General features: G+C 66.4%; 26 protein-coding genes. 18 read left to right on the top strand and 8 right to left on the bottom strand.

Annotated elements, in window-relative coordinates; genetic code table 11:
* Positions 1 to 25: 25 nt before the first annotated feature.
* The 12 genes from ABZW16_RS09545 to ABZW16_RS09600 all read left to right on the top strand — a co-directional run bounded on the left by ABZW16_RS09545 (position 26) and on the right by ABZW16_RS09600 (position 12474).
* Positions 26 to 1135, top strand: a complete 1110-nt coding sequence (locus ABZW16_RS09545; RefSeq protein ID WP_354954017.1) for an acyl-CoA dehydrogenase family protein — start codon at positions 26 to 28, stop codon at positions 1133 to 1135.
* Positions 1136 to 1172: 37 nt separating this feature from the next.
* Entirely contained in the window at positions 1173 to 2654 is a 1482-nt protein-coding gene (locus tag ABZW16_RS09550; protein WP_354954019.1) for an FAD/NAD(P)-binding protein, read from the top strand.
* A complete protein-coding gene (locus tag ABZW16_RS09555; RefSeq protein WP_354954021.1) occupies positions 2651 to 4228 on the top strand; it encodes a DHA2 family efflux MFS transporter permease subunit in 1578 nt (525 codons plus the stop codon). The genes ABZW16_RS09550 and ABZW16_RS09555 overlap by 4 nt, the downstream gene beginning before the upstream one ends.
* 46 nt (positions 4229 to 4274) lie before the next feature.
* The gene (locus ABZW16_RS09560) at positions 4275 to 5369 is read left to right on the top strand and encodes a DUF3419 family protein (protein ID WP_354954023.1); all 1095 of its coding nucleotides are present in this window, start codon (positions 4275 to 4277) and stop codon (positions 5367 to 5369) included.
* Positions 5366 to 6979 carry an S-methyl-5-thioribose-1-phosphate isomerase gene (gene mtnA / locus ABZW16_RS09565; protein ID WP_354954025.1) on the top strand — a complete coding sequence of 538 codons (1614 nt, stop codon included), beginning with the start codon at positions 5366 to 5368 and terminating at the stop codon, positions 6977 to 6979. Before ABZW16_RS09560 ends, mtnA begins: the two co-directional genes overlap by 4 nt.
* A complete protein-coding gene (locus ABZW16_RS09570; protein ID WP_354954027.1) occupies positions 6976 to 7545 on the top strand; it encodes a cupin in 570 nt (189 codons plus the stop codon). Before mtnA ends, ABZW16_RS09570 begins: the two co-directional genes overlap by 4 nt.
* Positions 7542 to 8258 carry an acireductone synthase gene (gene mtnC / locus ABZW16_RS09575; protein ID WP_354954029.1) on the top strand — a complete coding sequence of 239 codons (717 nt, stop codon included), beginning with the start codon at positions 7542 to 7544 and terminating at the stop codon, positions 8256 to 8258. The genes ABZW16_RS09570 and mtnC overlap by 4 nt, the downstream gene beginning before the upstream one ends.
* A gap of 1 nt (position 8259) precedes the next feature.
* Positions 8260 to 8634, top strand: coding sequence for a hypothetical protein (locus ABZW16_RS09580; protein ID WP_354954031.1), 375 nt, complete (start codon positions 8260 to 8262; stop codon positions 8632 to 8634).
* A 43-nt stretch (positions 8635 to 8677) separates the two neighbouring features.
* The gene (locus ABZW16_RS09585; protein ID WP_354954033.1) at positions 8678 to 9616 is read left to right on the top strand and encodes an SGNH/GDSL hydrolase family protein; all 939 of its coding nucleotides are present in this window, start codon (positions 8678 to 8680) and stop codon (positions 9614 to 9616) included.
* Positions 9616 to 10914 carry an acyltransferase gene (locus ABZW16_RS09590; protein ID WP_354954035.1) on the top strand — a complete coding sequence of 433 codons (1299 nt, stop codon included), beginning with the start codon at positions 9616 to 9618 and terminating at the stop codon, positions 10912 to 10914. The genes ABZW16_RS09585 and ABZW16_RS09590 overlap by 1 nt, the downstream gene beginning before the upstream one ends.
* 95 nt (positions 10915 to 11009) lie before the next feature.
* Positions 11010 to 11876, top strand: coding sequence for an alpha/beta hydrolase (locus ABZW16_RS09595; RefSeq protein ID WP_354954037.1), 867 nt, complete (start codon positions 11010 to 11012; stop codon positions 11874 to 11876).
* Positions 11877 to 11910: 34 nt separating this feature from the next.
* Complete coding sequence (locus tag ABZW16_RS09600) at positions 11911 to 12474, top strand: TetR/AcrR family transcriptional regulator (RefSeq protein WP_354954039.1); 564 nt, start codon at positions 11911 to 11913, stop codon at positions 12472 to 12474.
* A 73-nt stretch (positions 12475 to 12547) separates the two neighbouring features.
* On the opposite strand, the gene ABZW16_RS09605 is transcribed toward ABZW16_RS09600, so the two are convergent.
* Both ABZW16_RS09605 and ABZW16_RS09610 read right to left on the bottom strand, forming a co-directional pair.
* Positions 12548 to 13120, bottom strand: a complete 573-nt coding sequence (locus ABZW16_RS09605) for an NADPH-dependent FMN reductase (RefSeq protein ID WP_354954042.1) — start codon at positions 13118 to 13120, stop codon at positions 12548 to 12550.
* 569 nt (positions 13121 to 13689) lie between these two features.
* Positions 13690 to 14250: a MarR family winged helix-turn-helix transcriptional regulator gene (locus ABZW16_RS09610; RefSeq protein ID WP_354954044.1), complete on the bottom strand. Its 561-nt coding sequence runs from the start codon at positions 14248 to 14250 to the stop codon at positions 13690 to 13692.
* A 92-nt stretch (positions 14251 to 14342) separates the two neighbouring features.
* On the opposite strand from ABZW16_RS09610, the gene ABZW16_RS09615 reads away from it, so the two are divergent.
* Genes ABZW16_RS09615 through ABZW16_RS09625 form a run of 3 tightly spaced genes read left to right on the top strand, consistent with a single transcriptional unit; the run spans position 14343 to position 16096 of the window.
* Positions 14343 to 14762, top strand: a complete 420-nt coding sequence (locus ABZW16_RS09615) for a nitroreductase family deazaflavin-dependent oxidoreductase (protein ID WP_354954046.1) — start codon at positions 14343 to 14345, stop codon at positions 14760 to 14762.
* A gap of 49 nt (positions 14763 to 14811) precedes the next feature.
* Positions 14812 to 15303 carry an NAD(P)H-binding protein gene (locus ABZW16_RS09620; protein ID WP_354954048.1) on the top strand — a complete coding sequence of 164 codons (492 nt, stop codon included), beginning with the start codon at positions 14812 to 14814 and terminating at the stop codon, positions 15301 to 15303.
* Positions 15245 to 16096 carry an NADP-dependent oxidoreductase gene (locus ABZW16_RS09625; protein WP_354954070.1) on the top strand — a complete coding sequence of 284 codons (852 nt, stop codon included), beginning with the start codon at positions 15245 to 15247 and terminating at the stop codon, positions 16094 to 16096. The genes ABZW16_RS09620 and ABZW16_RS09625 overlap by 59 nt, the downstream gene beginning before the upstream one ends.
* 110 nt (positions 16097 to 16206) lie before the next feature.
* Here ABZW16_RS09625 and ABZW16_RS09630 read toward each other — a convergent pair whose 3' ends face one another.
* The 5 genes from ABZW16_RS09630 to ABZW16_RS09650 are packed head-to-tail and all read right to left on the bottom strand — an operon-like array spanning position 16207 to position 22545.
* Positions 16207 to 18183 carry an acyl CoA:acetate/3-ketoacid CoA transferase gene (locus ABZW16_RS09630; RefSeq protein ID WP_354954050.1) on the bottom strand — a complete coding sequence of 659 codons (1977 nt, stop codon included), beginning with the start codon at positions 18181 to 18183 and terminating at the stop codon, positions 16207 to 16209.
* 31 nt (positions 18184 to 18214) lie between these two features.
* Entirely contained in the window at positions 18215 to 19405 is a 1191-nt protein-coding gene (locus ABZW16_RS09635) for an acyl-CoA dehydrogenase family protein (RefSeq protein WP_354954052.1), read from the bottom strand.
* A gap of 59 nt (positions 19406 to 19464) precedes the next feature.
* Positions 19465 to 20376: an alpha/beta fold hydrolase gene (locus ABZW16_RS09640; RefSeq protein ID WP_354954054.1), complete on the bottom strand. Its 912-nt coding sequence runs from the start codon at positions 20374 to 20376 to the stop codon at positions 19465 to 19467.
* A complete protein-coding gene (locus ABZW16_RS09645; RefSeq protein WP_354954056.1) occupies positions 20373 to 20825 on the bottom strand; it encodes a MaoC family dehydratase in 453 nt (150 codons plus the stop codon). Before ABZW16_RS09645 ends, ABZW16_RS09640 begins: the two co-directional genes overlap by 4 nt.
* Positions 20826 to 20835: 10 nt before the next feature.
* On the bottom strand, positions 20836 to 22545 hold the full coding sequence (locus ABZW16_RS09650) for an alpha/beta fold hydrolase (protein WP_354954058.1): 1710 nt from the start codon (positions 22543 to 22545) through the stop codon (positions 20836 to 20838).
* Positions 22546 to 22637: 92 nt separating this feature from the next.
* Here ABZW16_RS09650 and ABZW16_RS09655 point away from each other — a divergent pair, with 92 nt between their 5' ends.
* Positions 22638 to 22940 (top strand): hypothetical protein, encoded by a 303-nt coding sequence (locus ABZW16_RS09655; RefSeq protein ID WP_354954060.1) that lies wholly within the window; start codon positions 22638 to 22640, stop codon positions 22938 to 22940.
* Positions 22941 to 23120: 180 nt separating this feature from the next.
* Here the strand turns inward: ABZW16_RS09655 and ABZW16_RS09660 are convergent, their stop codons facing one another.
* Positions 23121 to 24032: an alpha/beta hydrolase gene (locus ABZW16_RS09660; RefSeq protein WP_354954062.1), complete on the bottom strand. Its 912-nt coding sequence runs from the start codon at positions 24030 to 24032 to the stop codon at positions 23121 to 23123.
* 379 nt (positions 24033 to 24411) lie between these two features.
* On the opposite strand from ABZW16_RS09660, the gene ABZW16_RS09665 reads away from it, so the two are divergent.
* Both ABZW16_RS09665 and ABZW16_RS09670 read left to right on the top strand, forming a co-directional pair.
* Positions 24412 to 24573: a hypothetical protein gene (locus ABZW16_RS09665; protein ID WP_354954064.1), complete on the top strand. Its 162-nt coding sequence runs from the start codon at positions 24412 to 24414 to the stop codon at positions 24571 to 24573.
* Entirely contained in the window at positions 24570 to 25694 is a 1125-nt protein-coding gene (locus ABZW16_RS09670) for a cyclic nucleotide-binding domain-containing protein (RefSeq protein ID WP_354954066.1), read from the top strand. The genes ABZW16_RS09665 and ABZW16_RS09670 overlap by 4 nt, the downstream gene beginning before the upstream one ends.
* The last annotated feature ends 296 nt before the right edge of the window (positions 25695 to 25990 follow it).

The raw sequence follows: 25990 nt of genomic DNA on the forward strand, positions 1-25990 counted from the left end.
CTCAGCTCGATCACTGGAGAATGCAATGCGATTCATGGCGCGGGAACGCGAAACGGCCGAACAATTTGTCCCCGGACTCGATGCAAAACTGCGCGAGGTGCCGCTGGAAGTTCTCGAATCCAAGGACAGCCCGGGGCTGTCGATCTTCCGCGAGTTCGGCGGCCCCGGACTGCTCGTCGGTAAGGCATCGGGCGGACTCGGCGCCTCACTGCTGGAGGCCGCGCATATCCACCGTGTGCTCGGCAGCCGGTCGCCGTCACTGGCGATCGCGGTGAATATGCATTCGTGCACGGTCGCCGCGATCCCACCGGGCCCCGGCACCGAGGCCATGCTCGGGATGGTCGCGGCGGGTGGGCTCTATCTGGCATCGGCCTTCGCCGAGGGGATTCCGGGTGCCGGTGTCATCGCACCGACGCTGCGTGGTGAGCGGATACCGGGCGGGTGGAAGCTCAACGGCAGCAAGAAGCCGTGCAGTCTGTCGCGGTCCATGGACATTCTCACCGCCAGCGTGCTGCTGCGGCCCGACGGTGCCGACGAAGCGGAGTTGGCGTTGGCGGTCATCCCCGCTACGTCACCGGGTATCGAGGTGCGCCCGCTGGGCACCGGGCTGGTCTTTCCCGGCTCGGAAACCGAAGAAGTCGTGCTGACCGATGTCGAGATCACCGACGATTCGGTGTCGTTCTTCGGCAAGACCGACAGCCTCAATGCGGCGCTCACCGCCGGCTGGCTGACCTTCGAGCTGCTGGTATCGGCCTGCTATCTGGGCATGGCCAGCGGATTGGTCGAGCGGGTATCGGAGCAGGGGCGCGGCACCGCCGCCGACCGGATGCTGCTGGTGGGTGAGTTGGAGACGGCGATGGCCGCCATCGAGGCCGTCGCGACCGAAATCATGGAGGGCTCAGGCGAACCCAGCACCGTCGCGCGGGCACTGCATGTCCGATTCGCGGTGCAGCGCGCCGTCGAGCGGACCTCGGCACTGGCGACCGAATTGCTGGGCGGCGTCGCCTTCATGGTGGGTTCCAGCGCGCTGCTCTACACCGCCTGTCGTGCGCTGGCCTTCCATCCGCCGTCGCGCACCGGCATCGCCGGACCGCTGGATCGGTTCGTGGCGGGCGAGCCGCTGATCGTCACCTGACAACCATTGCCGCAGACCAGAATTCGAGGTTGAACCCATGACTTCCGAGGCCGAGGACGCGGTGATCGTCCAGATCGGGCGCGGACCGACGGGCACGGCGCTGGCCAGGCAACTGCTGCCCGGATTGCCCGCGGGCACCCGATATGTCGTCGTCGACCGCGATCCGGCCGCGACGCGGCTGCCATTCGGCACACCCGAGCCGACACACCTGATCAACACTCGGGCTGCCAAGTCCAGCCTGAATCTCGCCGATCCGGACGAATTCCAGCGCTGGCTGACCGATCAGGCAGCGGCAGCCGGTCAGCCGGTCGCGGAATTTCCCGCTCGCGCCTTGTTCGGCAGATATGTGCGCGACATGTTCGATCAGGCGGTGCAGGACGCGACCGCGGCGGGCGTCGTGCTCGATGTCGTGGTCGATGAGGCGATCCGGGTGGCGGTCGGTGATACGCGGCGGTGGCGGGTCGAGTGTGCGAGCGGGCGCGTGCTCGCGGCCGATCGCGTCGCGATCTGTGTCGGCATGCTGCCGCAGTCGGATCGCTTTCCGGATCTGGTCGGCGTGCCGGGCTATTTCGCCGATCCGTGGGAGTTGCCCGCGCTGCCGGATGATGCGCGCGTCGCGGTGCTCGGCACCCGGCTCACCGCCATCGATACCGCGCTGACACTGGCCGCGCGGGGGCACACCGGCCCGGTTCTGCTGGCTTCGCGGTCCGGACGGCTGCCGCGGCTGCGCGGTCCGGAGACCACCGCACCCATTCCGCACGTCGAGCAGTGCATGCAGCGGGCGGTCGATGCCGGAATGCTGCGGTTGGTCGACTTCGGCCGGGCGCTGATGGCCGATATCGCGGCCGCCTCGACCGAACCGCCGGACTGGTCGGAGGTGCGTGACTGCGGTCCGACCACCCGGGCGATGCTCGAGCATGAGCTGGCGGGGCTCGACGGGGGAATCGAGCGCGGATGGCAGCAGGTGGTCAACGGCGCGTCGCCGATGTTGCTGCCCGCTTGGCAGCTGCTCGTGGAGCAGGACCGCACCGAATTCTTCGCCGAGTGGCTGACGCCGCTGCTCGTGCACGGCGCACCCATCCCGCCCGAAACCGCCAGGCGGGTGCTCGCGGCCATGGGTGCGGGGCGACTGCGCGTATTCGGCGGACTGCACGCGGTCGAACGTGTCGACCATGGATTCGCGATACACCTCGACGGCACAACGGAATTCGCGGACGTGGTGATCAATGCGACCGGTGCGGGCACTGATATCGCGGCGCTGCGAACCCAGCCCGTGCTCGCCGGACTGCTGGACGACGGTCTGCTCACCGCCCACCCACACGGTGGGGTCCGTATCGAGGTGAGCACCTTCGAGCCGCTGGACGCGTTCGGCGCGCCGGTGCGCGGGATATATGTCGTCGGTGATCTGGTCCGCGGTGCGGTGCTGGTGACAAACGACGTGATCGCACTGTCATTCCAGGCCGCGCTCGTCGCCACCGCGATGCGCGCGAACGACGAAGCAGGAGTTCATATCTCATGACCGCAACGACATCGCGATCACGATCGCTCGTGCTCGCCGTGCTGTGCCTGTGCGTCATCGCGATCTATATGGACGCGATGATCGTCAACCTCGCGCTACCGAGCCTGGTACGCGAACTCGGCTCGAGCACCAGCGGATTGCAATGGATCGTCGACGCCTACGCGCTGACCTTCGCGGCGCTGGTGCTCGCGGCGGGCAGTCTCGGCGACCGATTCGGTAGGCGCGGCACACTATTGGCCGGTCTGGTGGTGTTCACCGTGGCCACCGGCGCGGGCGCGCTGTGCGACTCGACCGGGCAGCTGATCGCGGCGCGCACCGTGATGGGTCTGGGTGCGGCGCTGATCTATCCGTCCACGCTGTCGATCCTGACCAATGTGTTCGTCGAACGCCGCGAGCGCGCGGCGGCCATCGGCGTATGGGGCGCGGTATCCGGGATCGGCGTGGTGCTCGGACCGATCATCGGCGGACTGCTGCTCGACCACTTCTGGTGGGGCAGTGTGTTCGTCGTCGTGGTACCGGTCGGTGCGCTGTGCATCTTGCTGGTCGCGCTGGTGGTGCCGAACTCCAGGGACCCCCGGGCACCCGGGCTGGACTATCCCGGCCTCGTATTGTCCACGGTGGCCATCGGATTGCTGGTCTACACCATTATCGAGGCGCCGAATCGCGGGTGGCTCGGCGTGGCGAGTCTGCTCGGCTTCGCGGGGTCCGCGGTGCTGCTGGTCGTCCTGGTGTTCCGTGAGTTGAATACCGAGCATCCGATGATCGACGTGCGGCTGTTCCGAAATCTGCGGTTCTCCGCCGCGTGCGGCACCATCACGATCACGTTCTTCACGCTGAACGGCTTCACCTTCCTGGTGACGCAATACTTCCAATTCCTCAAGTCCTACACACCGCTCGGCGCGGGTGTGCGGCTGATCCCGGTCGCGGTGGCGATCATCATCGGGTCGGTGCTCGGCGGCAAACTGGTCGTCAAACTGGGCACCCGGAGTGTGGTGACCGCGGGACTGATCTTGATGGGTATCGCCTACGCCTGGTTCTCGGTCGATGATGTGGTGACCAGCTACACCGTGATCGCGGCGCAGATGGTGCTGATCGGCCTCGGCATCGGGTCGGTGGCGATCCCTGCGACCGAGTCGATCATGGGTGTGGTGCCCGCGGCGAAGGCCGGCATCGGCTCCGCCATGAACGACGCCACCAGATTGCTCGGCGGCACGCTGGGCATCGCCGTGGTGGGCAGTGTGCACCACTCGCTCTACATCGACAAACTGCCCGACGGCAGTGTGCCGGGCATGCCCGGCGGCGTACTCGAGTCGAGTCGGGATTCGGTCGGTGCCGCGCTGCAACAGGCGGCCGGATTCGCCGCCCGCGGCCAGAACGCCATCGCCGACGCACTGCACGACGCCGCGCAGACGGCATTTCTGCACGGATTCCAGATCACCTGCCTGGTCGTGACCGGCGTATGCGCCGTGGCGGCCGTTGCGGCAGGCGCGCTGCTGCCGACGCAACCGACACCGCCGCCGGTCGATGCCGAGGCCGCGGCCGATGCCGAACAGTCGGATGTGGCGCAGGCATGACGCGCATCTTCTCGCCCGATGTATGTCCCCGGAGGGGTAGCAGACCGTGAAAAGTACTGAAAACAAAGATCGTTGGCTGCTCTACAGCACCTGCGACGAGGATTCCCGCTCGGAGTTGCGTGCGCTCGACATCGCCGAGGGCGACGATGTCTTGGCGGTGACCGGTAGTGGTTGCCGCGCACTGAGTCTGGTGGTCGGCAATCCCCGCTCGGTGACCTCGGTGGACAGTTCCGCCGGGCAGACCTACCTACTCGAGCTGAAGCTGGCCGCGATCCGGCATTTCTCCTACGACACGCTGCTGGAATTCCTCGGCGTGGACGCCTCGGCCGACCGGTGGCGACTGTTCGAGGAGTTGACGCCACAGCTCTCACCCGGTGCCGTCGCCTACTTCACCAAGTATCGCAAGGCAATTGCCAAGGGGGTGCTGCAGGCGGGCAGGCACGAGCAGCTGTATGTCCGAGTGGTCGCGCCCGCCATGCGAGTGCTGTACGGCTCCGCGATGCGTGCATTGTTCGCGGCGCCGGACCTGGATACACAGCGCGAGATCTATCGCACCCGGATCGACGGCTGGCGGTGGCGGGCCATGATCCGTCACGGATTCACCGAGCGCACCCTGAAGACGGTCCTCAACGACGACTCCTACCGCGTCGTCACCGATGTGCAGTCGTGCGGTGACTACGTCCTGGAGCGGCTCGAGCACACCTTCACCCACCATCTCGCCAAGGACAACGACTGGGTGTCGTTCATGTTCCACGGCCGCTACCCGAACCGAGAGGTGTTGCCGCACTATTTGCTTCGCGATAATGTCGCGGCCATCAGAGCCGCCGACACTCGGGTCGAGATCGTCCGTGCCGACCTGATGGATCATCTCCGATCGCTGCCGGACCGCTCGATCGACAAGTTCTCGCTGTCCGATGTGACCAGCTGCATCGACCGCGAACAGTTCGGCACGCTGATGAAGGAAGTGGTGCGGATCGCGCGCACCGACGGTCGAATCTGCTACCGCAACTTCCTGTCTCGGCATACGCCGGCACCCGAACTGCTCGGCGGCCTGCGCCGCGACGACGACCTGTGCACGCAGTTGTTCCACGACGACTACGCCTTCGTCTACCAGTTCGAGATCTTCACCGTCGGCGCTTGACCGCCCGGATTACCGAGACAGGGGAGGTACCGGCCTTGGAACGCTCACTGGACTGGGTGGATGGCGTGATCTACGCCGTCGACCAGCGCGCACTGCCCGGCGAATTCCGGATCGTGCGCATGACGACGGTGGACGAGGTCATCGCCGCGATCGAGACGCTCACCGTGCGGGGCGCACCCGCGATCGGTGCGGCGGGGGCACTGGCGGTCGCACTGTCCGTCCGCGCCCATCGCGGGGACGCCGCAGCGGTCACCGCGGATGCCGAACGCATCGTGGCGGCGCGGCCCACCGCCGTCAATCTCGCATGGGCGGTGCGGCGAGTGTGCGCCTACCTGGCCCAGGGGCCGGACGCGGTGCTCGACGCCGCGCTCGCGCTACTCACCGAGGACGAACAGGTCAATCGCACGATGGCCGCGCGCGCGGCCGATGCGGTGTCGACGATGGCCGGGCGACATCGTCTGCGGGTCCTGACCCATTGCAACACCGGCCGATTGGCGACCGTGGCGTGGGGCACCGCGCTGGGCGCCATCCGCGAACTGGCCCAGCGCGGTCGGCTGGAGAGCGTGCTGGTCGGCGAGACGCGGCCGCTGCTGCAGGGTGCGCGACTGACCGCGTGGGAGCTGGCCGAGGCGGATATCCCGCTTCGGATCTGTGTGGACTCGGCGAGTTCGGCCGCGATCGCCGGTGGGCTGGTCGACTGTGTATTGGTCGGCGCGGACCGGATCACCGCTCACTTCGACGTGGCCAACAAGATCGGCACGTATCCGCTGGCCCTGGCGGCGGCCCGGGCGGGCATTCCATTCGTCGTGGTCGCGCCGGAATCCACGATGGACGCGACGATCATCGATGGCGCCGCGATCACGATCGAAGAGCGCGCGGCCGGGGAAGTCACCTCGGTCGCCGGACATCCGGTCGCGCCCGAGGGGAGCGCCGCCTACAACCCGGCCTTCGATGTGACGCCACGCGACCTGGTCACCGCCGTGGTGACCGAACGCCGAACGGTATGGCCCGCACTGGGTTACGGGCTGCCGGATATGGCCGCGCAGTTGCACCGGCGCGGCTGGCTGGACGGGACCGCGGGCAATCTGTCGGTCCGTGTGCCCGGTACCGGCGATGCGCTCATTACCGCGAGCGGCCGAAGCAAAGGCGCGCTGACCGCACGGGATCTCGTGCTGGTCGACGCGGAAACCGGTGCGGCGGTTGGCTATCCGGACCAGCGCCCGTCGGCCGAGGTGTCGATCCATGCCGCGCTGTACCAGATCTTCCCGGACTGCGGCGCTGTGGTGCACGCGCATCCACCGCACGCGACCCTGGTCGCCACCTTGGCACAGCGACCCGCCGTGCAGTTCGACGACTTCGAGATCGTCAAGGGATTCGGGCCGCGCCGCAACGGCGGGTTCGAAGTCCCGGTGCTGCCCAATCACGACGATGTGCGCCGGATCGCGGCCGAACTGCGCGCGCGGCTCGACCATCACTCGGCACCGGCGGTGCTGATCGATCGGCACGGCGCGACCGTGTGGGGATCCGACCTCGAGACCGCGCGCAATCGGATGGAGTGCCTGGAAATGCTGTGTGGACTACACCTTCGGACCCGAGGAGGCCAGCCATGACGATCGTGCAGGTAATGGCGGACAACAACCGCGACGAGGTAATTGTGCGCACCACCGAGCGAGCCGAAATCGCGGAACTGCTCGCGCCATTCGATATCCACCTGGAACAGTGGCCGACCAGGGGGCTCGCGGCGGACGCCACGCAGGACGAGATATTCGCCGCCTACCGCGGGGAAATCGACGACGTGTGCGCGGCGGGCGGCTACCAGCTGGTCGATGTGGTGCGGATGGTTCCGGACCCGGAGAATGCGGAATGGCGGACCCGAGCTGCAGGCGCCCGGACCAAGTTCCTCGACGAACATCGCCACGCGGAGAACGAAGTTCGCTTCTTCGTCGAAGGGCGGGGCTGCTTCTACCTGCACCTCGGCGACAAGGTGTACGCGGTGGTGTGTGTTGAAGGCGATCTGATCTCGGTGCCCGCCGGTACGACGCACTGGTTCGATATGGGCGCCACACCGCAGTTCTGCGCCATCCGATTCTTCGAGCAGGAGGACGGCTGGATCGGCGACTTCACCGGCGATCCGATCTCCGCGCGGATGCCGAGCCTGGACGAGCTACTCGGATGAGCGAGCGCGGCGGGCCAATGGTGGACACCGGCGACGCGGTGCTGCTCGATATCGAGGGAACGGTGAGTCCCGTGGCGGCCGTGCGGAATACGCTGTTCGGCTACGCCAGACCGCGCCTGGCCGACTGGTTGGGTAGGCCGGACCCCCGGATCGGGCGGATTGCCGAAGAGGTCCGGTGGGCGCTGCACGATCCGCATGCCGACCTGGATGTGGTCGCGGCCGAACTCGCGCGATGGAGCGATGCCGATATCAAGGCCGAGCCGCTCAAAGCCCTGCAGGGGCTGATCTGGCAGGACGGCTTCGCCACCGGAGTGCTGACGGCAACGCTCTACGACGATGTACCGCCGCTGCTTCGGGCGTGGGTGCGCCGGGGCGACCGGGTGTACATCTTCTCCTCGGGTTCGGAACTGGCGCAGCGACTCTGGTTCGCCAACACCCAGTTCGGCGATCTGTCCGCACTGATCAGCGGCCACTTCGACCTGTCATCCGCCGGACCGAAGAACGACGCGCGGTCCTACTGGGTGATCGCGGAGGCGATCGGGGCGCGCCCTGAGCGCATCGGCTTCCTCTCCGACAATGTCGCCGAACTCGACGCGGCGGCCGCGGCGGGTATGCGGGCTGTCGGCGTCTCCCGGATGGATGAGGGCTGTCCGGATGTCGGCAGGCATCCCCGGATCACGCGATTCACCGAGATACGAGTTGGGAGAAACTGAGATGACACAGACCGCCGCCCGATCGAGACCCGCGCGACTCGCGCTGTCCTGCGCCGCGCTGTGCGGAATTGTGCTGGGCCTCACCGGATGTGGGGACGACGACAGTTCCAAGCCGGCCACCTCGACCACCTCCGCGCCGGTGGTGGCGCCGATCGCCACCACCGCGCCGACGACCGCTCCCACCACAACGCCCGCGCCCACCACGGCGGATAGCGCGAGTGCGCCGCTGCCTGCTCCGGGACCGACCCAGCAGCAGGCTCCGGCGCCACAGCCCCAACCCGCACCACAGCCAGTGCCGCAGACCCAACCCGCGCCGCAACCGCAGCAGCCACCGACGCTGCCCGATCCAGGATTCGAACCGAAACCCGGCTACTGACCCGCCGGTCACCCGACTCGGCCTGCTCTCGACAAGGACGCCCATGACGTACTCGACCCGTTACCGCACACTGACCACGGCCGCGCTCGGTCTCGCCTCGGCCATGCTGCTCGCGTCCGCACCGTTCGCCACGGCCGATCCCGGAGCCGACGGCAAATCCCTTGTGGTGCTGGGTGACTCCTTCACCGCGAACGGCGATATCGGTGCGGCGTTGGAAAATGTAACCCCGGGCGCCCAACCGGACTGCTCGCACGGCCCGACCTCGTGGCCGACGCAGCTGGCCAAGAACCTGAACGTCTGGGGCACCTCCGATTTCATCGATATGTCCTGTCGCGGTGCGTCTTTGGTCAGTGGACCGGGGTTCACGTTGGCGCACGAGGCGCGCAGCGCGGATTCGGCCGGATCGTTCGGGCCGCGGACCAAGACCGTGCTGATCCAGACCGGGCTGAACGACGCCTGGGGCGAGAACACGGTGCGGCTGCGCCAGACTCTGCTCAACTGTGTGCTCGACCTGATTCGCGGATGTGGCCCCGAGGCCGCGGCGGCGGGGCGCGCCACCGACTATCGCGGGGTCAGCACCCAGCAGTACCTGGAGCGGATCAAGCCGGTCGTCGACTATGTCCGCTATTACGCGCCGAACGCACGCATCGTCTTCGTCGGCTATCCGGAGATGAACGCGCCAGGGCAACAGCATTGGTGCATCAACGTGCTCGGCGTCGGCACGATCGTCCAGCAGCGCGCGGGCGCGCCGATCGAACTGTGGGACCGGATGGATGCCGCGCAGCGCGCCGCCGCGCGGACCCTCGGCGTGGAATTCTTCGACGCCAAGGCGGTCACCGCCGGACACGGCCTGTGCTCGCCGGAGCCGTGGCTGGCCGGAATCCTGGACCCGAATAGCGAACTGATGGGCACCCCGGTGCACCCGTCGTCGCACGGTGACGGCGTGGTGGCTGCCGCGCTGCGGCAGCTGATCGCGGGCTGATGATGGCGAGCGAGGTGGTGGCGGGGGATCGGGACGCCTTGGCGGAACTCGACCGGAGACGACCCGCTCTGCCGTCGCTGACCGGGGCGCGCTGGTGGGCCGCGTTCGCCGTATTCGTCCTGCACGCGCTGGTCTTCCTGCCGGTGTATCCGTTCCAGAAGTCGGACCTGTTCCGGCACTTGCATCAGCTGCTGCCGATGCAACTGGGCGCGGCCGGTGTGACGTTCTTTTTCGTGCTGTCGGGTTTCATCATCTTCTGGTCGTTCAAGCCGAATAGTTCGGTGCCGCGGTTCTATTGGCGGCGGGTCCTGAAGATCTACCCGACGCATCTGGTGGCGGCGGCGGTATTCGTGGTGGCGGCGAATGTGCCGCTGCACCGGTTGGTGGTGTGGGTGCCGAATCTGGCGCTGGTGCACACCTGGGTGCCGAAGTGGACGACGGTGGGCGGGTTGAATGTGCCGTCTTGGTCGTTGTGCTCGGAGATATTGTTCTACTTCAGTTTTCCGTTGCTGCTGCCGCTGGTACGCCGGATCCCCAGCCACCGGCTGTGGTGGTGGCTGGCGGGTCTGCTGGTGTTCATCCTGTTGCTGCATACCGCGTACTACCTGTGGGTGCCGGGGCCCAAGGGCATAGCGAATGTCTTCGCACCGCGCCTGGTTCGCGGCGATGTATCGCCCTTTTTCGAACTGCATGCTTCACAAGCGTGGTTTCGGCAGCCGGATATCCCGGTGTCCCCGGCGTATTGGCTGAGCTACAACTTCCCGGCATCACGACTGCCGGAATTCTTCCTCGGCGTACTGGCCGGACGACTGGTACTGGAAGGACACTGGCGACTGACCAGCGTCCGAATGCCGTTGGCGGCGTTGGCGATCAGTTATGCAGCCACCTGGGTCGTCCCGGTGAATTACAAGATGTCGGCGCTGCTGGTCGGCCCGATGACGGCCGTGGTGGCGACGCTGGCCGCCCGCGACCTGGCCGGTCTGCGTGGGCTGAACTCCACCCCGCGCATGGTCTGGTTCGGGAATATCTCGTACGCCTTCTACCTCATCCAATTTCCGGTGATGGTGCTGATCACCAGGTGGTTCATCGGCGGTCGGCAGTTCGGATTCCTCGGCTGGCTCGGCTTCGCCGCGCTGTGCCTCATCGTCTCGACCGTCGCCGCCGCAGTGATCTATCACTGGATCGACGACCCGCTGATGCGCAGGTTCGCGGGCCGACGCACCAAAACGCCCGATGCACCGGATTCGCGGCCTCCCGCGCCGGAGCTGAATACCGTAGGAGTCCAGCCTGCCCGATGATCCGCACGGCGTGCGGTAGACAAGTCGCGAAGTCCGGACGCCCTGCACCTGCGCACCCAGCCCGTCGATCGCCTACCAAGTCCTCGGAGGAACATATGCATCTCAGTACCGCGCTCGGTCAGCCGCACGAGGTCGATCTCGCCAGCGGCCGCATTCGCTATTACGAGACCGGATCCGGCGCGCCCATCTTGTTCGTACACGGCTTGCTCGTCAACGCGAACCTGTGGCGCAAGATGATTCCGACCATCGCCGCCACGGGCTATCGGTGCCTGAGCCCCGACTGGCCGCTCGGCGCGCATTCCATCCCGGTGCCGGACGCGGATCTGACCCCCACCGGTCTCGCCGACCTGGTCGAGGCGTTCATGGCGGAACTCGATCTCTCCGACGTCACGTTGGTTGCCAACGATACCGGCGGTGCGATCGCGCAGGTCCTGCTCAGTCGCGGCACCTCGCGGATCGGCCGGGTCGTGCTCGCGTCGGTGGACTGCTACGAGCGCTTCCTGCCGCCGCCGTTCAATCTGCTGCCACCGCTGGCGCGCATCCCCGGCTCGATCCGGCCGCTGACCGAAGTACTGCGGATCCGCGCGTTGCATCCGCTGCCCATCGCGCTGGGTTGGGTGGCCAAGCACAAGGTGGCCCCCGAGATCATCGATACTTACCTGCTGCCGAGCCGCAACTCCGCCGCCATCCGCAAGGATCTGCGCCGATTCCTGAAGACCGCGAATCGCCGCTACACCCTCGAGGCGGCAACCCATTACCCGTCCATCGACATCCCGATCCTGCTGGCCTGGGCCCGCGAGGACAAGCTGTTCCCAGTCGCGCTGGCCGAGCGACTGGCCGCCGACCTGCCGAACGCCACACTGAAACTCATCGACGATTCCTACACCGCGAGCCCCGAGGATCAGCCTGAGTTGCTGACCGAGCTGATTGTGGAGTTCACTCGCATGCATGCAACTCCGTAACCATGAAAACCGTTCTCGTAGTACCCGATTCGCCTTGGAGCGGGCAGGGCGCGAGCTCTTCGCCGAGCACGGCTTCACCGCCGTTCCGGCCGAGCAGTTGGTCGCGGTCGCCGGCGTGACCCGGGGTGCCCTGCAGTACCACTACGCCGATAAGCGCGGCCTGTTCGTCGCTGTGCTCGAACAACTGGAATGGGAGAACACCCAGGAGATCGCGGCGGCCATGGCGGCGGCCCCGAACCCCGACGACCTGCTCGACACCTTGGCCATCGGTCTGCGTACCTTCCTCGATATCTGTTGTCGTCCCGAGATGATCCAGATCGCACTATCCGACGCGCCCGCCGTCCTCGGTTGGCAGGCGTGGCGCGAGTTCGAAGCCCGAAACGGACTGGGACTGCTCACCCCGCAGCTCGAGGCCGCGCGCGCGGCGGGGCAGATCCCGGACGTGCAGGTGAATATCTTGGCGCAGCTACTGCTCAGCGCCGCGACCGAAGCAGGCATGCTCGTCGCGCACGCGCCCGACCCCGCCGCGGCCCGCGACGATGCGCTGCAGGCACTGATGACGGTGATCGCGGGTACGCTTCGGCCTCGCGAAGCGTAGCGCCCTGACGTTATGCGCGAAAGCCGTGCAGGTGTCGCGAGCGCCCGCTGATCCATGGGTGGCAGGTGGTGTCTCAACGCGGCGGCGGGAGGACGGTGAGCACGCGCGTCACATGGGCTCCGAACTCGTCCATGAAGGCACGCAGAAACCGCGCGGTGTTGTCGTCGAGCACCTCGCCGTCTTCGGTGAAGGCATCCGAGTGGTATTGAATGTAGGCCTCGGGGGCGTTCATCTGCGGCGAGTTGAGGTAGCCCAGCACGCTACGCAGGCTCTGTTGGGCAATTGCCGTGCCCAGCTTGCCGGGCGAAGTCCCGATCACCGCGGACGGCTTGTTGGTGAAGGAGTTTTCACCCCATGGCCGGCTCGCCCAGTCGATGGCGTTCTTCAGCCCTCCTGGGATCGAACGGTTGTACTCGGGGGTGACGAACAGGATCGCATCAACCCCGGCGAGGGCCTCCTTCAACGCCCGACCTTCGGGAGGGAAGTCGGCGTCGTAGTCGTAGTTGTAGAGCGGAAGGTCCTTGATGGGGATCTCGACAAACTCGAGTTCGGACGGCGCCAAGCGGATCAGCGCCTTGGACAGTACGCGGTTGATGGACTTTTGCGACAGGCTGCCGACGATATAGCCAACCCGGTACGTGGTCACGACGTCTCCTCGGTCTGATGGCTCGACGATGTCATTGTTGGCATTTCTGTGGTTGTTCGACCGGCAACGTACTCAAAAGCAGCTGAACCCATTATTTGGCTGACGAAGCCGCTCTGTGTCACAAGCTGTGCGCAATGAGTTCCGCTCTGCCCACAATGTTTCTGAACGGTCCCCGATGACGAGATTATTTGGTAATTGAGTCCGGGTAATACCTATCCGGATTCAGTTGATGCAGGATGCCACCGGTGGTGGGTGTGAGTGCAGGCCGCAGCGTGCTCGGCCGGCGTGCGATAACCAGCTTTGAATGCCGGTGAGCCCGATTATGGTAAGCCTCGAGGCCGCCGCACGGCGCGGGCCTCGAGCAGGTAGGGGACTGCCGAGTTGCATCAGGCGGCCGCCCTTGCGCAATGCGTCCAGGTCGACGGCGGCGAATCCGAACTGGGCGGCGGCCTCGGAGCCGTCACCGGCGGCCGTAGCCTCCTCGATCGCGATGGAAGGCATCGCGGAGGCGCTCGAGCTGGTCGGCGAATGCCTTGCGCAACCGGTGGTCGAGCGCCACCACCGTGTTCTCAGCAAGCTGATTCGAGCGCATCCGCTGCGATTGTGGACTCGATGCCGGCCGCTGTCGTGCGGGTTCCGGGGGCCTTCGCCGGGTCCTGAAGTCCGCCGGGGCAGTGCTGCGCGCTGAAGTGGCTGTCGATCGTTTCGGCGATATCGGTGAGGGCATCGAGTTGTGCCGTGGAGAGCACGTCGGCGAAGCAGTGGCGAATGCCCGCCACGTACGACGGCCAGGCTGCCTGGAATGCGGCGTGCCCGGCCTCGGTCAGCATGACGTCGTAGCCGCGGGCGTCGCCGTCGCTCGGCGCGCGCATGACCGTGCCGCGGGTCTCCATCCGAGAGACCTGGCGTGAGAGGCGGCTGCGCTCCCACTGCAGCGCGGCAGCCATATCGCGGGCCCGCAACCTGTGCCCCGGGCTGTTGGACAGCCTGAGCAGGATCACAAAGTCCGCCTCGGTCAGCCCGAAGTCGCGGACCAGCATGCGGGCGAGCATAACGTTCACTTCGATCCGCATGTGCTGGAACGAGACCCACGCGCGGGTCTCCCGCTCGTTCAGCGACTCCTGATCCATGCGATCGACCCTACCCGGATTTTCGATTTGTTGACATGTAACCATCTGGCTCCTAGATTTGTTTACATAGCAACAAACGACAGGAGTTCGACATGAGCGACTGGAACGCACAGACCATCGCGGAGTTTCGAGCGAACGCGGGCAGGGTCGGCGGGGTCTTCGACGGTGCTCCGCTCGTCCTGCTACATCATCGCGGCCGCAAGAGTGGGCGGGAGTTCGTCAGCCCGGTGATGTACCTCCCGCACGACACCGAGCCCGACATCATCTACATCTTCGCGACCAGCGGTGGAGCACCCACCAACCCGGACTGGTACTTCAACTTGGCCGCCGCAGGTGGCGGCAGTGTCGAACGCGGAACCGACGCATACCCGGTGACGGTCCGTGAATTGCCCGGCGCCGAACGCGATCGCGTCTACGCCGAGCAGGCGCGGCGCTACGCGGGCTTCGCCGCTTATGAACGCCAAACTGCCGGAGTACGAACCATTCCCGTGCTCGAACTCAGTCGGGCGTAGCCATCATGTCCAGCACCGCACCGCACCGGATCCGGCCGTGCCAGTGCTCGTGGTCGGTGCCACCGGGCATCTCGGCTCCCAGGTCGTCGACGAACTCCGTGCCCGCGGCAAGAACGTGCGCGCGCTGGTCCGCCCGGCCACCGGCGCAACCAGATCGGCAGCCCGGGGTGTGCAGATCGCCCGTGGCGACATGCTCGACCCGGCCTCCCTGCTCGCGGCCATGGACGGCGCGGACGCGGTGATCACCACCGCCGCCGGGTACACCGGCTCGAACAAGAACGCCACCGAGATCGACACGGTCGGCAACGCCAACCTCGCCACCGCGGCGTCACAGGCCGGTGTGCGCCGCTTCGTGCTCACCAGCATGGGGTGCCATCAGGGGAATCTCAACCGAAAGGAATGCAGAGATGACGACAAAGGCAGTCAGGTACAACGAATTCGGTGGGATCGACGTTTTACGGATCGACGAGGTGGAACGCCCGGTGCCCGGGGAGGCGCAGGTTCTCGTACGGGTGAAGGCGGCCGGCATCAACCCCAGTGAGGCGGTCATCCGCACGGGAGCACTGGCGGACATGTTCCCATCGACCTTCCCGTCCGGGCAGGGCAGCGACCTCGCCGGGGTCGTCGAGGAGGTCGGCGCCGGGGTCGGCGGATTCTCGCCCGGCGACGAGGTGATCGGGTTCTCGAACAACCGGGCCTCCCAGGCCGAGCTGGTCCTGGTCGAGGCCGGTGACCTCGTCCGCAAGCCGGAGCACGTCTCCTGGGCGGTGGCCGGCGGCCTGTACGTCGTCGGCGTGACGGCATGGGGCGCGGTCAACTCCGTTCACCTCGAGCCGGGCGACACCGTCGTCATCTCTGGCGCCACCGGGGGCGTCGGCTCGCTCGCCGTCCAACTCGCGCGCCGTGCCCGGGCCAGGGTCATCGGCCTGGCGAGCGAGGACAACCATGAATGGCTGCGCAGCCACGGCGTGCTCCCGGTGGCATACGGTGACGGCGTCGGGGACCGGATCAAGGCCGCCGCGCCCGGTGGCGTGGACGCCTTCATCGACACCTACGGCAGCGGGTATGTCGAGCTGGCCCTTGCCCTCGGCGTCGCGACCGAACGGATCGACACCATCGCCGACTACGCGGCCGCCGCGAAGTACGGGGTGAAGACCGACGGCGGGTCAGAGGCCGGGTCGGGCGCCGAAATACTCGCCGAGCTGGCTCGCCTGATCGCCGACGGACAGCTCGAGCTGCCGATCGCGAAGAGCTATCCGCTGACGCAGGTCCGCGAGGCCTACACCGAGCTCGAACGCCGCCACACCCGCGGCAAGATCGTCCTCACGCCCTAGTGGCGGCACAGCCGTTCGGTAGACCGCCGCTTCCTGCTCCCCGCTGCGCTCGATCAGGGTTTCGAATTCCCTGCTCTCGGGACGACGGTGTCAGTGATCTCTGCCGGGCGTCAGTCGGTGAGTGGGGTTCCGACGTTGGCGAGGGCCTCGGTGCGGTTCTCGTAGATGTGCGGGGCGACTCCACGGGCGGCGAGATGATCTCGGAGCTTCAGTCTCATGAAGGAGCTTGTGCTGTAACGACTCACCGAAAGGTAGAAGCGATCGGCGAAGTCCTGGGCCGAGCGGGCGTAGAGGTCGCGCAGGTCCGCCGGGAGGGCGAAGTTGTCGTAGTTGGCCACCAGGTGGGTCTTTCGGCCGATCTGGAGCAGCCGGGATTCGATTGCCGCGCGGATGGTTTCGACGTCGTCCGCGGTTGTCGGCGCGAGGCCTTCCATATTGAGGAAGAAGATGTTCCGCTTGTCGTCGTAGGTCATGCGGGCCTGCATCGGGACCGATAGCAGCCGGTCTTTCAGTCCCATCGGGTTCGGCGCGAAGATGCGGTAATCCATGAGGGCCGGTTCGGCCTCGATGATGGGCTTGAATGGCATGTGCGCGAAAATATCTCGCTCGACATCGATTCCGGGCGCGACTTCGGTCAGCAGCAATCCGTCCTCGGTCAATCGGAACACACAGCGGTCGGTGATGTATAAGACCGGCTGACCGGTCCGCAGCGCTTGTGCCCCGCTGAACGTACGTTGCTCCACGGCGTCGAGGAATTTCGCTGCGGCAGGAGTCGGATCGACGACGACCCGGCCGTCCACGACGGCCGTGCGACTGGGTGCGACAAAAGTGCCGAGGAAGAACACCTGTTTGGCGTTCTGGCTGATGTTGATGAAACCGCCGGAACCGGCCAGCTTGGCTCCGAACCGGCTGACATTGACGTTGCCGTCCCGATCGGCTTGCGCCATGCCGAGGAAGGCAGCGTCGAGTCCGCCGCCGTCGTAGAAGTCGAATTGGTAGGGCTGGTCGAGCACGGCGTGCGCGTTGACCGCCACGCCGAAATCGGCTCCGCCGGCTGGTATTCCGCCGATCACGCCGGGTTCCGCGGTAAGTGTGAGGAAGTCGGCGATGCGCTCTTCCATCGTGACGGCGGCAATCCCCTCGGGTATGCCAACACCGAGGTTGACCACGCTGTTGGCGTGCAGTTCGAGCGCAGCACGGCGTGCGATGACTTTCCGTTCGGTCAGCGGTAGCGGCGTGGCGTAGTGCAGCGGCACGCGCCGGATCTCGCCGCTGTAGGCCGGTGAGTACGGCGTGCCGAAGGTCTGCCAATGGTGGTCCGGTGTCGCCATCACCACGCAATCGACGAGGACCCCGGGAATCTTCACCTCGCGCGGACTGAGCGACCCGCTCTCGGCGATCCGCTCCACCTGCACGATTACCAGTCCGCCCGCATTGTGCACGGCGGTGGCGATGGACAGCGCCTCCAGGGTGAGTGCCTCACGCTCCATGGTGATATTGCCGTCGGGATCGGCGGTGGTGCCGCGCAGCAGCGCGACATCCAACGCCAATGCCCGGTAGAACAGCAATTCCCGGCCCGCCACAGTGATCAGTTCGACCAGATCCTCGGTGGTGCGCTCGTTGACCTTGCCGCCGCCGAACCGAGGGTCCACGAACGTGCCCAGCCCGACGTGGGTGAGCAGGCCGGGCTTTCCGGCTGCCGTGTCGCGGAACAGCTGGGCAAGCACGCCCTGGGGGAGATTATGCGCGGCGATTTCGTTGCCGACAGCCAGTTTCTGGATGCCGGGACTCATCCCCCAATGCCCTCCTATGGCCCGGGAGAGCAATCCGGGATGGCAGATACGGTCCAGCCCCCGGCCTCGGCGGTCCCCTTGGGCCACGGTGAAAACAATGCCGAGATCGCGGGGCGATCCGGATTCGAGGAAGCGCTGTTCGAGCGCGAGGGTGAGCTCTTCTGGAAAACACTGTCCCCCGAATCCCTCGATGGCGACCGAATCACCGTCACGAATCAGACGCACGGCCTCCGCTGCGGTGACGACCTTGTCGCGGGCCGCCGTCGTGGTGGAGAAATCGGTGATGGCGGGCATCGATGCTCCTGACAATGCTCTGGGCGCCCGGTCAGTCGAACGCGCTGATACCGGTGATGTCGCGGCCCACGATCAGGGTCTGCATGGTTTCGGTGCCCTCGAAGGTGTGCACGGCTTCGACGTCGGCCATATGCCGCATGACCTGAAAGTCCAGGAGAATCCCATTGCCGCCCAGCACGTCTCGCGCCGTGTGCAGAACCGTGCGGGCGGTACTCGTATTGTGCATCTTCGCCAATCCGGCGAGGGTGGGTTGCAGACGTCCCTCGGCGGCGAGCGTGCCGATCTGCAGGCAGTACAGCTGCATCGCGGTGACGTCGGCGAGCATCTTCACCAGACGGTCCTGCACGATCTGGAAAGCCGCCAAGGGTTTTCCGAACTGGATGCGCCGCTTGGCGTAGGTCAGTGCGGTGTCGAATCCGGCGAGCGCGTGCCCGAGTGCCATCCACGCGCACGCACTGCGGGTGCCGACCAGCACCGTGGCGCAGTCCTTGAACGAGTTCGCGCCGGGCAGCCGGTTCTCGGCCGGGACCCGCACCCCGTCGAGCTGAATCTGCGCCTGCCACACTGCCCGCAGCGCACCCTTCCCGGTGATGACCTGCGCGTTATAGCCGGGCGTGCCCTTCTCCACCAGAAAACCCTTGACCTGACCGTCCTCGGTGTCGCGCGCCCACACGACGATCACATCGGCGATGCTGCCGTTGCCGATCCATTTCTTCGCGCCGTCGATGATGTAGTCACCGCCGACGCGGCGGGCGCTCGTCTCGAGCCCGATCGAATCCGAGCCGTGGTCGGGCTCGGTCAACGCGAAAGCACCCAGCTTCTCCAGCCGCGCCATCTCGGGCAACCACCGTTGTTTCTGCTCCTCCGAACCGCAGTGGGCGATCGACTGCATGGCCAGTCCGGCCTGCACGCCTGCGAAGGTGCCGATGCTGCCGTCACCGCGGCTGAGTTCCATGTAGGCAAGGCCCACCGAAATCGGATCCAGGTCCGGGCAGCCGTAGCCGACGATGCCGTCGCCGATGATCCCGACCTCACTCAGGCTCTTCAGCAGCGGGAAGGGGAATTCGGCCCGCTCCCAGTAGTCGTTGATGACCGGGCGAACCTCTTTCGCGACAAACTCCCTTGTGCGCGAAAGGACATCGAACTGAGCGGGTGTGATGCGTTCCCGCAAGAAAAAGTAGTCGGTTCCGAGAGCGTCGGCGACACCGATCTGAAGGTCCATTTCGAGCTCCCTGCGCAAGGAATCATCCGAATAATGATGTGTGACCTACATCACCTATTTTAGAGTGCGCCCTCCGTTTCGGCCCGAACAATGTCACCGTCGACAACGAAATCCCTGGTCTGCTGTTTCGCGGCATATTTTCGAGAGCACCACGGCGTACGGAAGGTCTCGATCACCGGCACCAGCACCGATGCGTTGGCGATCAGGTCGACATGCCCGCCCGGATGCAAGTGCACCGTCGCATGCGGCAGCAATCGACCCATGATGTGGGCATTGGCGACCGGGATGATCGGATCGTCGGTGCCGGCCAGGATCAACGTGGGCTGGCGGATGAGCGGCAGTGCGAACAGGCTCGTCCACACCGACCCGGCCAGCAGCTGATGCAGATAGCCGACACGGGAGCCCGCCATCAGCTGCCGATCGAATAGCCGCTGGACAATGGCGGGATCGCGGCGGACACTGCCTCCGTAGAGTTCCCCGGCGATGCGGGCAGCATAGCGGTGGTCCAGAAACCGGTGTGGCGTAAGCATTTTCAGTAACACACGGGGCGTGCCCGGGATCATGAGTACGCCGGTGCCGGTGGAGACCAGCACGAGGCGACGACACCGCCGCGGATACTGAAAGGCGAACTGCTGCGCCAGCGCACCTCCCCAGGATAGGCCCAGCACATCGACCTGCCCGTGGATGCCCAGCTTGCGCAGCACTGCGCCGAGTACCGCGGCGAGATAGGGAAATCCATACGGCAATGGCGAATCCGGAGACCCGCCGGTGCCGGGCACGTCGAACCGCACCACCGTGGTCGCCGGATTCAACGCGGCGACCAGCGGATCGAATACCTCGAGCGCCGCGCCGATACCGTTGCACAGCACCAGCGGCACACCCGAACCCCAGCGCACGTCGACGCGGATCTGTTGTCCCAGTACGGCGATCAGCCGTTGTTCGACGGCGTCGGCGGGCACAGGGGCGCTCATGGGTACAACACCACGACGTCGGCGACGCAGGCCGGGCGGGTGCCGCCGTCGATTTCGTAGGTGAGGCCGAAGACCGCCTCCACGCCGGATGTCTTCTGCTGGGCGGAATTCAGCGTCACCGCCGCCCGGATCTTGGCGCCCACCGGCACCGGGGCGGGGAAGCGCACCCTGTTCAGGCCGTAGTTGAGCGCGGCGGTGAGCTCGCGAATCTCCAGTACGTCGGCGATCACCACCGGCGCGAGGGACAGGGTGAGATACCCGTGCGCGATAGTGCCGTGGAACGGCCCGGCCGCGGCACGCTTCGGATCGGTGTGGATCCACTGGTGATCACCGGTGGCCTCGGCGAACCGGTCCACCTGCTGCTGGGTGATCTCCATCCAGGCGGTGGTCCCGAGTTGGTGGCCGACCATGCCGACGAGATCGGCGGGCGTCTCGAGTTGTGTTGTCATGACCAGCCTTTCAGTGTGCGAGCACGTATTTTCCGGGCGCCGGATCCAGCGGTGGCAGTTCCGGGCAGCCGAGCCCGGCGGGCGCGTCACGCAGTGGCCCGCTGCGTTCGGCGAGCCAGAGCACGAAATCGGGCCACCACGAATCCCGCTGCTGTGGTGCCGAATTCACCCACCTGCCGGGATCGGCGTCGTCGGCGGGCCCGATCCGATAGGCGGCCTTGGGATTTCCCGGCGGATTCACCAGGGCGGCAATGTGGCCGCTGGTGGACAACACGAACCGCTGATCCTTGCTGCCCAGCAGCCGCGCGCTGCGATAGCACGCCTGCCAGGGAGAGATGTGGTCGGTCAATCCGGCGACCACGTAGCTGTCCGCGGTCACCCGCGACAGATCGACCGGCGTGCCGAGCATGCTCACAGAGTTCGGGACGGTCAGCGCATTGTGCAGGCCCAGCATGACCATGTCGCGGTGCAGCGTCGCGGTCATCCGGGTGGTGTCGGCGTTCCAGAACAGCACGTCGAACGGGGCGGGCTGACGTCCCTGCAGGTAATTGTTGACCCAGTACCGCCACACCAGATCGTTGGGCCGCAGCCAGGCGAACATCTCGGCCAGCGCCCGGCCGTCCAGGTACCCTTTGCGCGCCGACATCGCGATCGCCATTTTGGCGGTCTCCTCGTCGAGGGTGGCCGCGGCGAATCCGGCGTGGCTCTCGTCCAGCACCGTCACCATGAGCGTCAACCCGGCCAGCCGATGGTCCTGCCCGATCTCGGTGAGGTGGGCTGCGGTCATGGCTGCGAGAATGCCGCCGGAGCAGGAGGCCTGCAGATGGGTGCGCTCGCTGCCGGTGATGCGCTGCACGGCGGCCAGCGCGTCGAGGATGGCTTGCCCGTAGCTGTCGAATCCCCACTCGCGCTGCGCGGCGGTGGGATTGCGCCACGAGATGGCGAACACCTGCTGCCCCTGCGTGAGGAAGTACTCGATCATGCTGCGACCCGGTGCGATATCCATGACGTAGAACTTGTTGATCACCGGCGGCACCATGAGCAGCGGAACGGTGCGCACCTTTTCGGTGCGCGGGGCGTACTGGATGAGTTCGAACACATCGGTGCGCAGCACGACCGATCCCGGGGTGACGGCGAGGTTCTCGCCGACGGCGAACGCGTCCGGCTCCACCATCGCCGGAATTCGTGGCGCGCCGGCCATATCGGTGACGAAATGCTGCAGCCCGCGTAGGGCGCTGAGCCCGCCGGTATCGATGAACGCCTTCCAGCCCAGCGGGTTGAGCAGCGGATTGTTACTCGGAGCCAGTGCATCGACCGCGTTGTCGACCACGAAACGCATCCACTGGTCGTCGCGCCAGTCCAAGTGAGCATCGGTCAGCATGGTCTCTGCGGTCTCGCCCGCGGCCAGATACACCTGCATGGCGCGCTTCAGCAGTGGATTGCTCTGCCAGGCGGGATCGGCGAACCGCTTATCCGGCTTGGCCGGGGCGACCTGCGAGCGTCCACTTGCGATGTCCACCAATTCCAGGCCCAACGCCGAGACCCGTTTCCCGACCGAGCGTGGATGGCGGGCCAGGTGCACCGCAAGCCGGCTCCAGGAGTTGTTCGGCAGCAGGCGGCGGCCGATGCCGATGGCCGAACTGGTCAGCAGCAAATCGAGCGGGGCGGCCATCTCGTCGGCCGCTGTCAATTCCTCGGCGTGTTCGGAATAGGTCACCATGTGCTCATTCTCCTGCGATTCGGAAGCTCCGTACTTCGATTGGGCTCCTCGATCTCTCCACGGTTTGTCCTGGCAAGATCGGAGTCGATGTGGTGGCGAACAATCTCGCCGCCGCGACGGTGTATAACGCCTTCACCGGCTCGTTCGACACCCACAACGGTCGCCGGGGTGGTATCGAAATCCTCGCCCGTGGCCAAGCCGTCGAGCACGGCATGCAGATGGTCCGCCACCGCGCCGACGACCACCTGGAGCGGCACCGCGACCGAGGAACCGTAGAGCGTGACTTACTTGGCGATTGCCCGTCCCAACTTCACCGCCAGCTCATCGGCGCGTTGCGCCAGTGCCCGCACCGTCGTGGCGATCTCGCGTCGTGTTTCGCCATCTTTCATGGCTAAAAGGTAGGCCGGTGGCGAACGCGCGCTCTTGTCTCGAGCGGATGAAGAACGGCATCGTGATCGTCTTCCGCACAGTGACCGCCGTCTCCGCGAACGCCGAGGTCAGGTCTACTCGGGACACAGCACTGCTGGGCCGTACCAATGGCACACCAGCTGTTCGAAGACCAGATCGGCATCCTTTCATCGATGGGGGTGGATCGATTCGACGAATTCGACGATGGCGCGGGCCAGTGCCGCCGGTTGTTCCTCGGCCGGCCAATGCCCGGCATCGGGGATCTCGGTAGTGCGCACGTCGGCGACTCCAACGTCGCGCAGGCCCTGCGCGACGGTGTCCGCGAGAGTGGCGTGCGAGAACTCGCTGAACGCGAGCAGGATCGGCACGTCGAGCGTCTCGGTGGCGCGCTCGTTGTCCGCGATGTCGAGCGGCAGCGCGCGAAACATCTTGAACCCAGCGGTAAGTCGGTTCGTGTCCCGATAGCCCGATACGTAGATGGCGATATCGGTGTCGTCGACAGCGTTCGGGTGCGCGGCGAAGCGGTCGATGAATCGGCGGAAGTATTCGCGCTGATTGCCCTGGATCAGTTTCTCGGCAGTGAAGCGGCCGCGGGCGCTGTCACTGTGGAATCCGAGATGCCAGTAGGCCGGCGAGCGTGTGACGTCCTCCCAGCCGGCGATACCGGGCAGTGCCGTGTCGACGCTGACGAATCCCCGGACGGCGGCGGGATACCGTCGCACATAGGCATAACCGACCAGCGCACCCATGTCGTGGCCCACCAGGAAGACCTGTCCCAGTCCCAGATCATCCAGTGCGGCATGTACATTCGCCGCCATCGTCACCTTGTCGAACGCGTGTGGCTGGGGTGCGGACCGGCCCACTCCCGGCAGATCCAGCGCGACCGCGGAACAGACCTCGTCGAGGAGCGGAAGCACTCGACGCCACGCATAGGACGTTTGCGGCCAACCGTGCAGGAACACAGTCGAATGCGCTCCGTGGCCACTGCGCTGCCAACCCAGCCGCGGCCCGGGCTCGGCGGGCTGCGACGCGCCATCAGCCGACCTCGCGGGGGCATCCCTGGCGTATGCGTCGTGCATGCAGTCCTCCTCGGTCCAGCCGCGCGTGGGGCCGTCCGACGACCCATGTACTGGACCGCGGATCGTCGATTCCATGATCCAGTGGGGCGACCGGGAGCGTCCCTACCTCAAACAGGTGAGGAACTCGGCCGGATCGCACGAATTTGTGATGTGCGGCCGCGATGAGCGGAGCAGGATGGATGTCTGGCGGTGGCCTCGGCGAAAGGGCGGTGTCCGTTGGCTCAGCCTGTCGGCATCCGATCCCGGGTCCAGCTCGCGAATACCGCCACACCTTTCCGTCATGCGAATAGGTGAGAGATCTCCGCGCCGGAGAATGACAGCCTGGTCGGGCCGGTCGGCGATGACCCCGCTGACCGGGAGTCCCACGAAGGGAAGCAATATGACCTCGTCCGAGCTCGGCTACCGGACCGCCCCCAGCAGTGTGCTGCACGCCCCCAAGATCTACCCGGACGCCGCGCACGGATTCCTGTTCCAGCATGCCCGCGAATTCGCCGCCGATATCAGCGGATTCCTCGGCGACAACGAGCGGTCCGCCTCGTGAACCCGGCCGAGCCTGCGCGTGACCCCGAAGGGGAGGGCTTCCCCGTGCTGTCCGGCGACCAGCTCGAGCGGTTGCGGGGATACGGGGAAGCAGGGGTCGTGCACCGGGGCGACGTGCTGTACGGGACCGGTCAGGTGGCCTACGACTTCATCGTGCTCACCACCGCATCGGTGCAGATCGTCAGGGAGGCGACCGCGGATCTTCCCGAAGCGGTGGTGGTCTCGTGCACACCAGGTCAGTTCCTGGGCGAGCTGAACCTGCTCACCGGGCAGTCGGTGTATCTGACCGCACGCGCCACCGAGACGGGCTCGATCATCCGGATCAACCCGGCCGCGTTCCGTCGCCTGATGGACAAGGACACCGAGCTATCCGACCTCATCCTCACGGCCTTCCTCGCCCGCCGCAGCGAGCTCCAGTCCGGCGCCGGTGCGCTCAGCGTGCGCATGCTCGGCAGCGCGCTGTCACGTGAGTCCCTGGCGCTGCGCTCCTGGGCGGCGCACGCACGCATCGCCTACACCTGGTTCGATATCGATAGTGCCGCCGGCGCGGCGCTCGCGCGGGCGGCCGGCATCGCCGTGGAGCGGCTACCTGCGGCGCTGACGCCATCCGGGGTCATTACCGACGCGAACCCGGCACTGGTCTCCGAAGCCCTCGGCCTCGCGTATTCGGCCGAATCCGAATCGGACTCGGCCGCAACGGATCTGATCATCGTGGGCGCCGGCCCCGCAGGTCTGGCCGCGGCGGTCTATGGCGCCTCCGAAGGGTTGCGGACGGTAGTGTTCGATGCGGTCGGAGTCGGTGGTCAGGCCAGTGCCAGCTCCCGCATCGAGAACTATCTCGGGTTCGAGCACGATTGGAAGCGATCGCCGTGTCCGGCGAGGATTCGCCGGAACAGCACCGGCTCCCGTGTGCCGGTCTGTTCTGCTTCATCGGAGCCGACCCGGAAACCTCCTGGCTGTCGGATATCCGCCTCGACTCGCACAGATTCGTGCTCACGGATGTCGCACTGGGCCCCGACACCGCAGACGATATGTGGGACAAGCTCGGTCGTGGTCCGTTGCCGTTCGAGACGAGCGTGCCGGGGATCTTCGCGGTCGGCGACGTGCGCGCCGGATCGATGAAGCGCATCGCCGCGGCCGTCGGCGACGGCTCCGCTTGCATACGGTCGGTGCACGAGTTCATCGGCCTCGCAGGACTGTAGCCGCATACCTGGGAGCATCGAGTCGGCCGCCGCGGCCGCCGTCACCGAGCTCATCGTCCTGGCGGCCGAAAAGCCGCCTACGAGGCGCGCAACTGCTCGAGCGCCGTGGCCCAATTCTCGATGTGGTAGCCCGTGGCGAGCTTTCCGTCGCGGACGGTGAACACGTCGATGGCCATCGTCCGGAAGGACTTGCCGGTAGGGGCAGCCCCCCAGAAC

The sequence above is a fragment of the Nocardia sp. NPDC004604 genome (assembly GCF_040609795.1).
In the GTDB taxonomy this organism is placed as follows: Bacteria; Actinomycetota; Actinomycetes; order Mycobacteriales; family Mycobacteriaceae; genus Nocardia.